At 63.5% G+C, this 13218-nt stretch carries 11 protein-coding genes; 6 read left to right on the top strand and 5 right to left on the bottom strand.

The window, feature by feature from the left end:
• Window positions 1-54: 54 nt before the first annotated feature.
• On the bottom strand, window positions 55-1068 hold the full coding sequence (locus tag F6X39_RS00710) for a D-2-hydroxyacid dehydrogenase family protein (RefSeq protein WP_184025762.1): 1014 nt from the start codon (window positions 1066-1068) through the stop codon (window positions 55-57).
• Between the two features lie 386 nt (window positions 1069-1454).
• On the opposite strand from F6X39_RS00710, the gene F6X39_RS00705 reads away from it, so the two are divergent.
• Complete coding sequence (locus F6X39_RS00705; RefSeq protein ID WP_187615139.1) at window positions 1455-3311, top strand: phosphoenolpyruvate carboxykinase (GTP); 1857 nt, start codon at window positions 1455-1457, stop codon at window positions 3309-3311.
• Between the two features lie 12 nt (window positions 3312-3323).
• Here F6X39_RS00705 and F6X39_RS00700 read toward each other — a convergent pair whose 3' ends face one another.
• Entirely contained in the window at window positions 3324-3614 is a 291-nt protein-coding gene (locus F6X39_RS00700; RefSeq protein WP_187615138.1) for a hypothetical protein, read from the bottom strand.
• Between the two features lie 39 nt (window positions 3615-3653).
• On the opposite strand from F6X39_RS00700, the gene F6X39_RS00695 reads away from it, so the two are divergent.
• Window positions 3654-4760, top strand: coding sequence for a LysR family transcriptional regulator (locus tag F6X39_RS00695; protein WP_090802249.1), 1107 nt, complete (start codon window positions 3654-3656; stop codon window positions 4758-4760).
• Between the two features lie 188 nt (window positions 4761-4948).
• Here F6X39_RS00695 and F6X39_RS00690 read toward each other — a convergent pair whose 3' ends face one another.
• The 3 genes from F6X39_RS00690 to dprA form a co-directional block, all read right to left on the bottom strand.
• Window positions 4949-7615: a DNA topoisomerase III gene (locus F6X39_RS00690; protein ID WP_187615137.1), complete on the bottom strand. Its 2667-nt coding sequence runs from the start codon at window positions 7613-7615 to the stop codon at window positions 4949-4951.
• Between the two features lie 308 nt (window positions 7616-7923).
• Complete coding sequence (locus F6X39_RS00685) at window positions 7924-8301, bottom strand: thioredoxin family protein (protein ID WP_187615136.1); 378 nt, start codon at window positions 8299-8301, stop codon at window positions 7924-7926.
• A 101-nt stretch (window positions 8302-8402) separates the two neighbouring features.
• Window positions 8403-9632, bottom strand: coding sequence for a DNA-processing protein DprA (gene dprA / locus F6X39_RS00680; RefSeq protein WP_187615135.1), 1230 nt, complete (start codon window positions 9630-9632; stop codon window positions 8403-8405).
• A 277-nt stretch (window positions 9633-9909) separates the two neighbouring features.
• Between dprA and def the strand changes: the two genes are divergently transcribed.
• The 4 genes from def (at window position 9910) to htpX (ending at window position 13160) form a co-directional block, all read left to right on the top strand.
• The gene (gene def / locus F6X39_RS00675) at window positions 9910-10413 is read left to right on the top strand and encodes a peptide deformylase (protein ID WP_090805503.1); all 504 of its coding nucleotides are present in this window, start codon (window positions 9910-9912) and stop codon (window positions 10411-10413) included.
• 30 nt (window positions 10414-10443) lie between these two features.
• Entirely contained in the window at window positions 10444-11439 is a 996-nt protein-coding gene (gene fmt, locus F6X39_RS00670) for a methionyl-tRNA formyltransferase (protein ID WP_187615134.1), read from the top strand.
• A 116-nt stretch (window positions 11440-11555) separates the two neighbouring features.
• The gene (locus tag F6X39_RS00665) at window positions 11556-12197 is read left to right on the top strand and encodes a LysE family translocator (protein WP_187615133.1); all 642 of its coding nucleotides are present in this window, start codon (window positions 11556-11558) and stop codon (window positions 12195-12197) included.
• 105 nt (window positions 12198-12302) lie between these two features.
• On the top strand, window positions 12303-13160 hold the full coding sequence (htpX, locus tag F6X39_RS00660; RefSeq protein WP_018418965.1) for a zinc metalloprotease HtpX: 858 nt from the start codon (window positions 12303-12305) through the stop codon (window positions 13158-13160).
• Window positions 13161-13218 lie beyond the last annotated feature (58 nt).

Genomic DNA, 13218 nt, shown 5'->3' with positions numbered 1-13218 from the left:
ACGCGGCGGGCGGGGCGGGCACACATCTGATCCGCTGGCCGCCTCGCCCACCAATCACCGCCGACGCCCGCCCTGCAACGCCTCCGGATTCGCGACACTGGCGGTATCGCCGGCATCGAACGCGAGGATGTTGTTGAACGCCGCCGAAAAATACAGTTCGTAGCTCTCCCGCTCCACGTAGCCGATGTGCGGCGTGCAGATCACGTTCTCCATGCGCAGCAGGCTGTAGCCTTGCAGGATCGGCTCGCTTTCGTAGACGTCGATCGCGACCATCCCCGGACGGTTGTGCGACAGCGCGTTCACCAGCGCACTCTCTTCGAGCAGCTCGGCGCGGCTCGTGTTCACGAGCAGCGCGGTCGGTTTCATGCGCATCAAATCGTCCTGCTTGACGATGCCACGCGTGTCGTCGTGCAGACGCAGATGCAGGGACAGCACATCGCTGGTCTCGAACAGTTCCTCACGACTCGCCGCGACGCTGTAGCCATCGGCGCGAGCGGCTTCGCGCGAGTGCTCGCGGCCCCAGATCAGCACGTTCATGCCGAACGCCTTGCCATAGCCAGCGAGGAGTCGGCCGATCTTGCCGTAGCCCCAGATCCCTAGCGTCTGTCCGCGCAGCACTTGCCCCAACCCGAAGTTCGGCGGCAGCGCCGACGTCTTCAGCCCCGACTGCTGCCAGGCGCCCTGTTTAAGGTTTGCCACGTATTGCGGAATACGCCGTTGGGCGGCCATGATGAGTGCCCACGTCAGTTCGGCCGGCGCGACCGGGGAACCGCTGCCCTCGAGCACGGCAATGCCGCGCTCGGTACAGGCCGCTAGATCGATGTGGCTCGACACTTTGCCAGTCTGACTGATCATGCGCAAACGCGGCAGCTTGTCGAGTAGTTGCGATGTGATGCGGGTACGTTCGCGAATCAGAACGAGGGCGTCGACTTCCGCAAGACGGCTCGCAAGTTGTCCGAGACCGCGCACGGTATTGTTGAATACTTTGACTTCCTGGTCGGCCAGCAATTGAAAGCAGTCGAGCTTGCGAACGGCGTCCTGGTAATCGTCGAGGATGGCAATCTTCATGGTATGTAATTTGCGGCGCACCTTGTTGGTGCGAACGGAATGTTATGCTGACTGTCCCACCATGTGACTTAGGTCACACGTTAGTCTGGCTAGATGCCCTACCGTAGAAGCTGTCGCACACAAAAGAACGGCAACGCTACGTGAAGGCGAATTGAGAACGTTTTTAGCAGTTTGTTGCGTGTTGAGGCAAGCCGCTTTACACAAGGTTGCAGAAGCCTTGTAGGAAGCGCGCCTCCGCCTGGCAAGCTGTGTGGCCCAGGACGATCTGCGCAATCATGCGCCGCCAGTGGAAAATTGACACGTCGGCGCGATGAATTCAATGCCTCTCGCATGCAGCGTCCCCGGGCTTGTACCGTTTTTCTATTGCTTCAAACGGAGACAAGTCGATGAATCATCCCTCGTTCGAAGGCCAGCCCACTATCGAGGCGCCCACATGGATCAAACACCGCAAGCTGATCGACTGGGTCCAGCGCATCGCCGCGCTGACCAAGCCTGAAAAAGTGGTCTGGTGCGACGGCTCGCAGGAAGAATATGACCGCCTGTGCGCGCAGTTGGTCGAAGCCGGAACCCTGAAGAAACTCAACCCCGCCAAGCGTCCCAATTCCTATCTCGCCTGGTCCGATCCGTCCGACGTCGCGCGCGTCGAGGATCGCACCTTCATCTGCTCGCAGCACGCAGAGGATGCTGGCCCCACCAACAACTGGATCGCCCCGGCCGAAATGCGCTCGACGCTCGACGGCCTGTTCGATGGCGCGATGCGCGGCCGCACGATGTACGTGGTGCCGTTCTCGATGGGCCCGCTCGGCTCGCCGATCGCGCATATCGGCGTCGAGTTGAGCGACAGCCCGTACGTCGCGACCAATATGCGCATCATGACGCGCATGGGCCGCAAGGTGTATGACGTGCTCGGCGAGGACGGCGAGTTCGTGCCGTGCGTGCATTCGGTCGGCGCGCCGCTCGCGGAGGGCGAGCAGGACGTGTCGTGGCCTTGCAACAAGACCAAGTACATTGTGCATTTCCCCGAATCGCGCGAAATCTGGAGCTTTGGCTCGGGCTATGGCGGCAATGCGCTGCTCGGCAAGAAGTGCTTCGCGCTGCGCATCGCATCGACGATGGGCCGCGACGAGGGCTGGCTCGCCGAACACATGCTGATTCTCGGCGTCACCTCGCCGGACGGGCGCAAGCATCACGTGGCGGCGGCGTTTCCGTCGGCGTGCGGCAAGACCAACTTTGCGATGCTGATCCCGCCGGCGGGCCTGAACGGCTGGAAAATCTCGACGATCGGCGACGACATCGCGTGGATCAAGCCGGGCAAGGACGGCCGCCTGTACGCGATCAATCCGGAAGCCGGCTACTTCGGCGTTGCGCCGGGCACGAGCGAAAAGACCAACTACAATGCGCTCGCCACGTTGAAGGAAAACGTGATCTTCACGAACGTCGCGCTGACCGACGACGGCGACGTCTGGTGGGAAGGCATGACCGACGAGCCGCCGGCGCATCTGATCGACTGGCAGGGCAAGGACTGGACGCCGGCCGAGGCAAAGGAAACCGGCCGCAAGGCGGCGCATCCGAACGCGCGCTTCACGGCGCCGGCTTCGCAGTGCCCGTCGATCGACGCGGACTGGGAAAACCCGGCCGGTGTCGCAATCGACGCATTCATCTTCGGTGGCCGCCGCTCGACCACCGTGCCGCTCGTCACCGAAGCGCGCAACTGGGTCGAGGGCGTCTACATGGCGGCGACGATGGGCTCTGAAACCACCGCCGCGGCGGCTGGGCAACAGGGCGTGGTGCGCCGCGATCCGTTCGCGATGCTGCCGTTCTGCGGCTACAACATGAGCGACTATTTCACTCATTGGCTGAAGACCGGCGAGCGTCTGCGGCAGTTGAGCGCGAAGCTGCCGAAAATCTTCTGCGTGAACTGGTTCCGCAAGGGCGCGGACGGCAAGTTCGTGTGGCCTGGCTTCGGCGAGAACATGCGCGTGCTGAGCTGGATGGTCGGCCGCATCGAAGGCACCGCGCAGGGCGAAGAGCATGCGTTCGGCATTTCGCCGCACTATGAGGACATCGACTGGAGCGGGCTGAACTTCAGCCGCGAGCAGTTCGAGCAGGTGATTTCCGTCGATGACGCTGCATGGCGCGACGAGCTCGTGTTGCACACGAAGCTGTTTGACACGCTGCAACACGGTCTGCCGCCGGCACTGACTGAGGCGAAGCGCGCGCTCGAGGAAAAACTCACAGCGTGATTATGTGAGTGCTCACTCAGCATAAAAAGCCGCCCTCGGGCGGTTTTTTCGTTGGGTGCCCGGTTTATTTCCGTTTTTTCGAGTTCCGCAACGGCCGAACGACCGTTGCGTCTGTTCGAACAAAAAAGACAGAGCAAGCTGCAGCGCAGCAGATTGTTTTTGATTTGGGAATAATCGCTGGTCCGACCCCGGTTTTATCGACACAGTCGTACCAAAATTGACAATATTTCCTATTTTGCGGGCAACTTCTGCACGATTTTGCGAGTCGTAGGAGAATTCCAAGTTCGCTTCACTGGTTTTCACCAATTGTCAGGAAGCAGTAACAAGGCAGGGAGTCGTCCTATGGATCATTTGCAGTCGATGCGAGTTTTCGTCAAGGTGGCGGATCTCGGCAGTTTTGCCCGCGCCGCGAGCGCCATGGATATTTCCAACGCGGTCGCCACCCGTCACGTTGCCGACCTCGAGGGCCGTCTTGGTACGCGGCTGCTCAATCGCACGACCCGCAGCTTGTCGCTGACCGAATCCGGTCAGGTCTACCTCGAGCGCGCCCGTCAGATTCTCGACGAACTGGAAGACGTCGAACAGATGGTGGTCGCTCGCAATCACGAACCCGTCGGCACGCTACGCATCGTCGCGCCCGTCGTGTTCGGGCTGCATAACCTCGCGCCCGTGCTGCAAACGTACGCGGAGCGCTATCCAAAAGTCATTCCCGACGTCACGCTGGTCGATCGTCAGGTGGACCTCGTCGAGGAGGGCTTCGACGTCGGCGTCGTGATCGCGCGGCAAATGCGCAGCGCGAGTATCGTTACGCGGCGTCTGACCACGGGCTGCATGACCGTCTGCGCGACGCCGGCTTATCTGGAAAAGCATGGCATGCCGACGCGTCCCGAACATCTGCTCGAGCACCCGTGCCTGAGCCTGCCATCCGAATACTGGGGCGATGAACGCGTGTTTACGGGGCCGGAAGGTGAAGTGCGCGTGCGGCCGTCGAACGTGATCGTCGCGAACAACACGGAGATGCTGAGACAGTTTGCGCTGCTCGGCATGGGCACCGCGATTCTGCCGAGCTATCTGATCGGTCGCGACATGACGCGCGGCCGGCTCGTGCGTTTGCTCGGCGATTACCGTTTGCCGCAGGTCGAGATCAATATTGCGTACCCAAGCCGCCGTCACCTGCCGGCCAAGGTGCGCACGTTCATCGACCATCTGGTCGAGCACTTCAACCAGACGCCGAACAGCGTGCTCGGCGAGCAGTGGATCAAGGACGGTCTGGAGCGTCCGGCGACGTCGGCCGCGTTCGAGACTGCCGAGTCGCGCGCACCGGAAGCGTTCGATGGCGCCGAGCCGCTGTCGCGGCTTCTCGATAGCGAGCTGTCGCCGGCGGTGCCGAAGCCGATGACGAAGTCGTCCAATCGCAGTCCACGCCCGACGGCGTTGTCGCCGCTGTAAATCTCTGAATGTCGAAGCCCGCAGCGATGCGGGCCGGCATTAAAAAGGCGCAGTCACCTCAAGTGACTGCGCCTTTTTTCATGGACAGATGCGGACTACACCGCGGGCTGTGCACGGATCGCCGACTGCGGTGGCTAATGTAGCTATTCCTGCTACCACCGCGAGCCGCCGATCCGAATCTCGCCCTACTAGCCGGCTTTTCGCGCCGCGGTCTTTTTCGCCGGTGCCTTCCTGGCCGCCGCGGACTTGGCGGCGGGCGCCTTCTTCGCCGCCACCTTCTTTTCCGCCGGCTCGGCCTTCACGGCCACCGCGGTATCACCTTCGTCCGCTTCCGGCATCGCCTTGGCCGCGGAACGAGCACCCGAAGTCTTCGCCGCTGCGGTCTTCGCCGCCGCCGGCTCCTTCTTCTCGAATTCGAAGCCGATCTTGCCGTCGTTCTGCTTGACGAGGAAAGCTTTGAAGTTACGGCCGGTACGCGACGACTTGAAGTTCGTCAGCAGATCGGTGCGACCCTCCTCGAGCAGTTTGGCCATCTGCTCGCGGGCGATTTCCTGCTGCAGGATCACCTTGCCGGAACGGAAGTCGCACGACTTCGGATTCGCCACCGAGTTTTCGCAGACGTAGCTCATGCCATGCTCGAAAACGCGGCCTTGGCACTTCGGACACGCGCCGACCGGCTGCTGATCGGAGAAGTCGGGCGGCTCGCCGTCTTCGCCGGCCGCGTCCTGGCCGAAGTCGAACTCGAGCTTGTAATTCTTGATCTCGTCGTCGAGCGACAGTTTCAGGATCGCCGAGAACGGCCGCCCCATCTTGCTGCGGAAGCCCGACAGCGGCCCGATCGTCTTGTTCTGCAGCAGTTCTTCGACTTCGGCGATCTCGAACTGACGGCCGCCCGGAATCTTCGAGATCGAGAACTCGCACTTCGAGCACGCGAAACGCCGGTAGTTTTCCTTCACCTGGCCACCGCAATTCGGGCAAGGTGTCTGCAATGTCGCGTAATCGCCCGGGATCGTGTCGGAATCGTATTCCTTCGCGCGCTTGACGATAGTCTGCGTCATGCGCGCGATTTCCTGCATGAACGCGTCGCGTGGCAGGTTGCCGCGCTCCATCTGCGACAGCTTGTATTCCCATTCGCCGGTTAGCTCCGGCGCAGTCAGCTCCTTCACGCCGAGGCCGCGCAGCAGCGTCATCAGCTGGAAGGCCTTGGCGGTCGGAATCAGATCACGGCCTTCGCGGATCAGGTACTTTTCGGTGAGCAGACCTTCGATGATCGCCGCGCGCGTTGCCGGCGTGCCGAGCCCCTTGGCCGCCATCGCTTCGCGCAATTCGTCGTCTTCGACCAGTTTTCCCGCACCTTCCATCGCCGACAGCAGCGTCGCTTCGTTGTAGCGCGCTGGTGGCTTCGTGACCAGTTGCTGTGCGGCGATCTTGTCGGTCTTGACCTTTTCGTCTTTCTGCACCGGCACGAGGTTCGCATCGTCGCCGCTGGTTTCGCGGCCGTAGATCTGCAGCCAGCCCGGCTCGACGAGCACCTTGCCTTCGGTCTTGAAGTGATGGCCGACCACCTCGGTGATACGCGTCGTCACTCGGGATTCGGCGGCAGGGAAGAACACGGCGAGGAAGCGCTTCACGACGAGGTCGTAGAGCTTCTGCTCCGGCTCGGACAGATTCTTCGGCGCCTGCAGCGTCGGGATGATTGCGAAGTGGTCGCTGATCTTCGAGTTGTCGAAGATGCGCTTGTTCGGTTTCACCCAGCCCTTGTCGAGCACCTGCTTCGCGAACGGCAGGTAGTTGTTGCTCTCCTTGAGCATGCCGAGCGTCTGCTTGACCGTGTCCAGATAGTCTTCCGGCAGCGCGCGCGCGTCGGTTCGCGGATAGGTCAGTACCTTGTGCTTTTCGTACAGCGCCTGAGCGAGACCCAGCGTGTTCTTTGCCGAAAAGCCGAAGCGGCCGTTGGCTTCTCGCTGCAGACTGGTCAGGTCGAAGAGCGCGGGCGACAGCTGCGTCGACGGTTTCGACTCCTCGGTCACCGTGCCGAGCTGGCCGCGGCAAGCCGCGACGATCGTCTCTGCCGCTGGCAACGCCCAGAGGCGCGAATCGCGCTTCTCCGGATCGAACTCGTCGCGCTTGAATTTCGGGTCGAACCAGCGGCCTTCGTAGAAGCCGGCCGCGCAGACGAACTCCGCCTTCACTTCCCAGTAGTCGCGCGGCACGAAGCGTCGAATCTTCTCTTCGCGCTCGACGACGATCGATAGCGTCGGCGTCTGCACGCGCCCGACCGTGGTCAGGAAAAAGCCGCCGCCCTTGCTGTTGAACGCGGTCATCGCGCGTGTGCCGTTGATGCCAACGAGCCAGTCCGCCTCCGAGCGGCAACGCGCCGCGTCGGCGAGCGGCTGCATCTCTTCGTCGCTGCGCAGACGCGCGAAACCGTCGCGAATGGAGCCGGCCGTCATCGACTGCAGCCACAGCCGTTGCACCGGCTGTTTGGCTTTCGCGTGCTGCGCGATCAGGCGGAAAATCAGTTCGCCCTCGCGCCCCGCGTCGCATGCGTTGATCAGACGGTCGATGTCCTTGCGCTTCATCAGCCTGGTGAGCACCTTCAGGCGCGACTCGCTCTTCGCGATCGGATTCAGATCGAAATGCGGAGGAATGACGGGCAGATTGGCAAAGCTCCACTTGCCGCGCTTGACTTCGTAGTCGTCGGGCGCGGCGATTTCCAGCAGGTGGCCCACTGCCGACGAAAGGACGTAGTCGTCGCTTTCGTAGTACTCGTCATGCTTGGTAAAGCCGCCCAAAGCGCGCGCGATGTCGTTCGCGACAGAAGGCTTTTCGGCGATGATCAGTGCTTTGGACATGACTCGATGTGAGGTTGGTAGATCCGGGTTGGTGGCCTTGAGGGCCAACATGGCGCGCGACGCTCGCTTGAGACCTCTTTCGACCCAATAACGACCGCTTTATAGCACAAGGTGCGAACCCAACGGGTCAAGTGCCATAAAAGCGCGTCATCATAATTGCGCGTCCAGAGGTTGATCAACTGCGGCAAACGCCGCGTGCGGACAGCGATGCCAGCCGCGATGCTGTCCCAAATGATCGGCGGGGACCTGTGCCGCAAGTCGCGCGTCGCGAGGCTTTCCGTTTGACCGGGCGGCGCGCGAGGCCGCCTTCAGGCGACCGCCAGCGCCGGCCGCAGCTTTGGCGCACCGGTTACGCCGGGCAGCGCGGTCAGATCCGACAGCATCCGCTCGACGATCGACACCTGTGGCAAAACCGTACCGAAAAACCGTGTCGTCACCGAGTCTTCGATCAGGACGGTCGGGAAATTCTCGACGTCCAGATCGTCGAACCGATCCGCATGAGTTTCGATGTCGATCCATGCGAAACAGACTTCCGGGTGCCGCTCGGCCAGTTGGTTGAAGGAGACCCGGTACTCGCGACACGTTCCGCACCACTCCGCGCACAGGCATGCAACGAACAGCGTGTCGGGTTCGTTGACGCGCTCGGCGATCCGGTCCTGGTCGGTGTCGAGGTTCAGCGCGGGCATGAAGTGATTTCCTTGTGTGTTTTGTCGGGTGCTTTGGCGCGAATGTAGCATGGCCGGTCGCGAAAAGTTGCCAATCTGCATTGACGCCGGTCAGTCTCGGCTCAGTCATGATGGGCTCGCATGAAGCGGCCGCCGGGCAGCAGCGTGACCTCGCCGGCGAGTTCGAGCCGGAGCAAGGCGGCGTGCAGGGCGGCGTTCTCCATCTCGGTACGGGCGGCGAGAATTTCAAGCGTGGTCGGCGAATGGCCGAGCGCGGCGAGCAGACGCTGTGCGTCAGGGGCGAGCGCCGGCTGCGGGGCCGGCCCGGACGCCGGTGCGTCGGCGAAGGCTGCGGTCGTAGCGGGCAAAGCGGTCCCACCCGACGAAACGTGCAAACCCGCATGCTCCAGCGGCACGGCCCGCTTCGCCGAGCGTCTCGCATCGCCCGCCGGCCGCGGGGCAAAACCGAGCTCCTCCAGCACCTCGTCAGGCGTTTCCACGAGCCGCGCTCCCTGCTTGATCATCCGATGACAGCCGCGCGACAACGGCGCGTAAATCGATCCGGGCAACGCGAACACGTCGCGCCCCATCTCATTGGCAAGCCGCGCGGTAATGAGCGAACCGGAACGCATAGCCGCCTCGACGATCACGACTCCGCTGACCAGTCCAGCGATCAGCCGGTTGCGCTGTGGGAAGTTGGCGGCGCGTGCCGACGTGCCGAGCGGCCACTCCGAGAGAATCGCACCCTGCGCGGCGATCTGCCGCGCGAGCGCTTGATGCGCGGCGGGATAGACGAGGTCCGCGCCGGTGCCTACCACCGCGACCGTTCCGCCGACACCTTCCAACCCGCCCCGATGCGCGGCGCCGTCGATGCCGAGTGCGAGCCCCGATACGACCGTCACGCCCGCCGCCGACAGTTCTCGCGCGAACCGCCGCGCATCCTCGATGCCCTGCGGCGTCGCGCTGCGGCTGCCGACCAGCGCGACCGCGCGCGTATGCAGCAAATCAAGCCGGCCCTTTATATATAGGAGCGGTGGCGGATCGGGGATCGTCAGCAGCGCGGGCGGATAGGCGGGATCGTCGAGCGTGACGATCTGGTTGCCCGGCTGCTCGCGCCATGCGAGCACTGCATCGAGCTGGCCGTCGAACGCTGGACCCGGCGGCGCCAGCACCGCGCGCGCCGCGGCGTCACCGGCGACCTCCGCGAGCGTCTCCGGCGACTGCGCCAACAGCGCCTGCGGCAGCCCGAATGCGCCCAGCAACAGGCGCAACGCCGCGGGTTTTAGGCCCGGCGCAAGTGACAACCGCAGCCAGGCGGCAAGTTCGATACGGGTCGCGGGCAAGGTCTGCATGCGGGTCGCTCCTCTGGCGGGGCCTGCGGGCAGGCGGGCGCCATGCTAAAATTTTCATCATCCGAAATAAAAACGCGGAAATAAAACGGCAATGAGCCGCGAATAATCGCGGCGCCGCGCTTACCGGCGCGGGTTCGTCGTCGGGCGCACGAGGCGCGTTGAATCGAACCGGTTCGACATCATCTATCCTCTGCGTATTACGACGGGCTCACAACCTGGCCAAATGGCCAACGCGAGCCTCCAACGGTTGGCGGCGTCTCAAATCACACTCGAAATCATGGCTTTACTGAGCATCCTCAATTACCCGGACAAACGGCTGCACAAGGTGGCGAAGCCAGTCCCGGAGGTCAACGACCGTATCCGCCGTCTCGTCGCGGACATGGCCGAAACGATGTACGCGGCGCCCGGCGTCGGCCTCGCCGCCACCCAGGTGGACGTGCACGAACGCGTGATCGTGATCGACGTGTCGGAAACGCACGACGAACTGCTCGCGTTCATCAATCCGGAAATCGTCTGGTCGAGCGATGAGAGGAAGTTGTCGGAAGAGGGCTGCCTGTCGGTGCCCGGGATCTACGACAACGTCGAGCGTGCCGAGAAAGTGCGCGTGCGTGCGCTCAACGAGAAGGGCGAAACGTTCGAGCTCGATTGCGAGGGGCTGCTCGCCGTGTGCATCCAGCACGAGATGGATCACCTGATGGGCCATGTGTTCGTCGAGTATCTGTCGCCGCTGAAGCAAACGCGCATCAAGAGCAAGATGAAGAAGCTCGCCCACGCGATGTAACGCGCTTTCAACTTGCCTACCGCCCCATTCATGAGTCATTCGTTGCGCGTCATCTTTGCCGGCACACCGGAATTCGCCGCGGCCGCGCTGGCCGCGATTCATGGCGCCGGGTTTGCCGTGCCGCTCGTCTTGACGCAGCCGGACCGGCCGGCGGGTCGCGGCATGAAGCTGCAGGCGAGTCCGGTCAAGCGCTACGCGCAGGAGCACGGCCTCGCGGTTGCGCAGCCCACGTCGCTGCGCCGCGCTGGCAAATATCCACAGGAAGCCGCCGCCGGAATCGAGCAACTGCGCGCGACGCCGCACGATGTGATGGTTGTCGCCGCCTACGGGCTGATCCTGCCGCAGGAAGTGCTCGACATTCCGCGCTTCGGCTGCATCAACATCCACGCGTCGCTGCTGCCACGCTGGCGCGGCGCGGCGCCGATTCATCGCGCGATCGAGGCGGGCGACGCGCAAACCGGCATCACGCTGATGCAGATGGACGCTGGACTCGACACCGGCGCGATGATTTCCGAAGTACGCACCCCCATCTTCGCCGACGACACCACCGCCACGCTGCACGACCGCCTCGCCGGGGACGGCGCGCAACTGATCGTCGACGCACTGATCGAACTCGAGCACAGCGGCAAGCTGACGTCGATCCCGCAACCAACCGACGGCGTGACCTACGCCGAGAAAATCGCCAAGCACGAAGCGGCGCTCGACTGGCGCCGGCCGGCCGAGGCGCTTGCGCGTCAGGTGCGCGCGTTCGACCCGTTCCCCGGCGGCGCCGGCACGCTCGACGACGGCAGCACCGTCAAGATCTGGGCCGCCACCGCCGTAGCCCCGCCGGCGTCGGGCAGCAACAAGGCGCCAGGCACCATCGTCGAGGTTGCGCCCGACGGCGTGCTGGTCGCTTGCGGCGAAGGTGCACTGCGTCTGACGCAATTGCAGAAGCCCGGCGGCAAGCGCCTGCCGGTGCGCGAATTCCTTGCTGGCTCGCCGCTCGCCGCAGGTCAGCGCTTCCAGCTTCCCGAGGCGCAATAAGCGCGTCTCGCACGCCGGAGCATCGTCCATTCGGCCGGTGTTCTCCGCGCCCGCCGCGAGCGTGACGCGCGTTAGAATCCTCCATGCAGCAGACCAGGTTTTCGAGGGTTCGTCACATGTTCGGCATCGTCCATTTCGAGTTTTTCATCGTCGCGGTTTTTCTCCTGAACATCACGCCGGGGCCGGATACCGCTTATATCGTCGGGCGCAGCGTCGCCCAGGGCCGCGGCGCGGGGCTGATGTCGGCGCTCGGCATTTCGGCGGGCTGCTGCATTCACTCGCTTGCCTGCGCGTTTGGACTGACCGCGCTGCTGGCCGCGTCGGCCACGGCGTTCACCATCGTCAAATTCGTCGGCGCGATTTATCTGATCTATCTGGGGGTGCGCCTGATCTTCACGAAACCGGCCGCGGATGCGCCCGCCGGCGATGCGCGCGCGTCGTCCACGCCGAAGTCGCTGCGGCAGTTGTTCCTGCAAGGCTTCTGGACCAACGTTCTGAACCCGAAAGTCGTGCTGTTCTTCGTGTCGTTCTTCCCGCAATTCGTCACGACGGGCAGCGAACACAAGACCTTCGCGCTTCTCACGCTCGGCGCGGTCTTCGTGCTGATGAGCATGGTCTGGAACAGCTTCGTCGCGTGGATCGCGGGCAGCGTCACGCAGCGTTTCTCGGGCAAACCGGCGGTCAAGCGCTGGCTCGATCGCGGCGTCGGCAGCGCGTTCGTCGGGCTGGGCATCAAACTCGCGAGCGCCTCGCGATGATTGAATTTTCCCGCATCGCCCCTATCTAACATTTCGCTTACAATCTGGCGCCGCAATCGCGCGGCACGGAGATGAAGGCCACGCTCGGGGCAAGGAGTTGCAGACATGTTTAACTGGGTGAAAACCGCGATGTTGATGGCCGCGATTACGGCCCTTTTCATCGTGATCGGCGGGATGATCGGCGGGTCGCGCGGCATGATGGTCGCGCTCGTGATCGCCCTTGGGATGAATTTCTTCTCGTACTGGTTCTCCGACAAGATGGTCCTGCGCATGTACAACGCGCAGGAAGTCGACGAAAACAGCGCGCCGCAGTTCTATCGGATGGTGCGCGATCTCGCCACGCGCGCGAACCTGCCGATGCCGCGCGTCTACCTGATCAACGAAGACGCGCCGAACGCGTTCGCCACCGGCCGCAACCCGGAGCACGCGGCAGTCGCGGCGACCACCGGCATTCTGCGCGTACTGTCCGAGCGCGAAATGCGCGGCGTAATGGCGCACGAACTCGCGCACGTGAAGCATCGCGACATTCTGATCTCGACGATTTCGGCGACCATGGCCGGCGCGATTTCCGCGTTGGCGAACTTCGCGATGTTCTTCGGCGGCCGCGACGAAAACGGCCGTCCCGCCAACCCGATCGCGAGCATCGCGGTTGCGCTGCTCGCGCCGATTGCGGGTGCGTTGATCCAGATGGCGATTTCGCGTGCGCGCGAATTCGAAGCCGACCGGGGCGGCGCGCAGATTTCGGGCGACCCGCAGGCACTGGCGTCGGCGCTCGACAAGATCCATCGCTATGCGAGCGGCATTCCGTTCCCGACGGCCGAGGCGCATCCGGCCACCGCGCAGATGATGATCATGAATCCGCTGTCGGGCGGCGGTATCGCGAGTCTGTTCTCGACGCACCCTGCGACCGAGGAACGCATCGCGCGTTTGATGGAAATGGCGCGCACCGGGCGCTTCGACTGAGGCGCCGCGTCGCTCGGCGCGTCGAGCCTGAAGTACTGAAGAGCGGGCCCGCGAGGCC

Source organism: Paraburkholderia sp. UCT2 (assembly GCF_014397665.1).
GTDB lineage: Bacteria > Pseudomonadota > Gammaproteobacteria > Burkholderiales > Burkholderiaceae > Paraburkholderia > Paraburkholderia tuberum.
This window is presented reverse-complemented; position numbering and strand designations above follow the sequence as displayed.

What these genes read in the sequence shown, in the direction of transcription:
- F6X39_RS00710 (WP_184025762.1), bottom strand. Translation starts at nt 1,068, where the DNA reads ATGAAGATTGCCATCCTCGACGATTACCAGGACGCCGTTCGCAAGCTC.
- F6X39_RS00705 (WP_187615139.1), top strand. Translation starts at nt 1,455, where the DNA reads ATGAATCATCCCTCGTTCGAAGGCCAGCCCACTATCGAGGCGCCCACA.
- F6X39_RS00695 (WP_090802249.1), top strand. Translation starts at nt 3,654, where the DNA reads ATGGATCATTTGCAGTCGATGCGAGTTTTCGTCAAGGTGGCGGATCTC.
- F6X39_RS00690 (WP_187615137.1), bottom strand. Translation starts at nt 7,615, where the DNA reads ATGTCCAAAGCACTGATCATCGCCGAAAAGCCTTCTGTCGCGAACGAC.
- F6X39_RS00685 (WP_187615136.1), bottom strand. Translation starts at nt 8,301, where the DNA reads ATGCCCGCGCTGAACCTCGACACCGACCAGGACCGGATCGCCGAGCGC.
- dprA (WP_187615135.1), bottom strand. Translation starts at nt 9,632, where the DNA reads ATGCAGACCTTGCCCGCGACCCGTATCGAACTTGCCGCCTGGCTGCGG.
- def (WP_090805503.1), top strand. Translation starts at nt 9,910, where the DNA reads ATGGCTTTACTGAGCATCCTCAATTACCCGGACAAACGGCTGCACAAG.
- fmt (WP_187615134.1), top strand. Translation starts at nt 10,444, where the DNA reads ATGAGTCATTCGTTGCGCGTCATCTTTGCCGGCACACCGGAATTCGCC.
- F6X39_RS00665 (WP_187615133.1), top strand. Translation starts at nt 11,556, where the DNA reads ATGTTCGGCATCGTCCATTTCGAGTTTTTCATCGTCGCGGTTTTTCTC.
- htpX (WP_018418965.1), top strand. Translation starts at nt 12,303, where the DNA reads ATGTTTAACTGGGTGAAAACCGCGATGTTGATGGCCGCGATTACGGCC.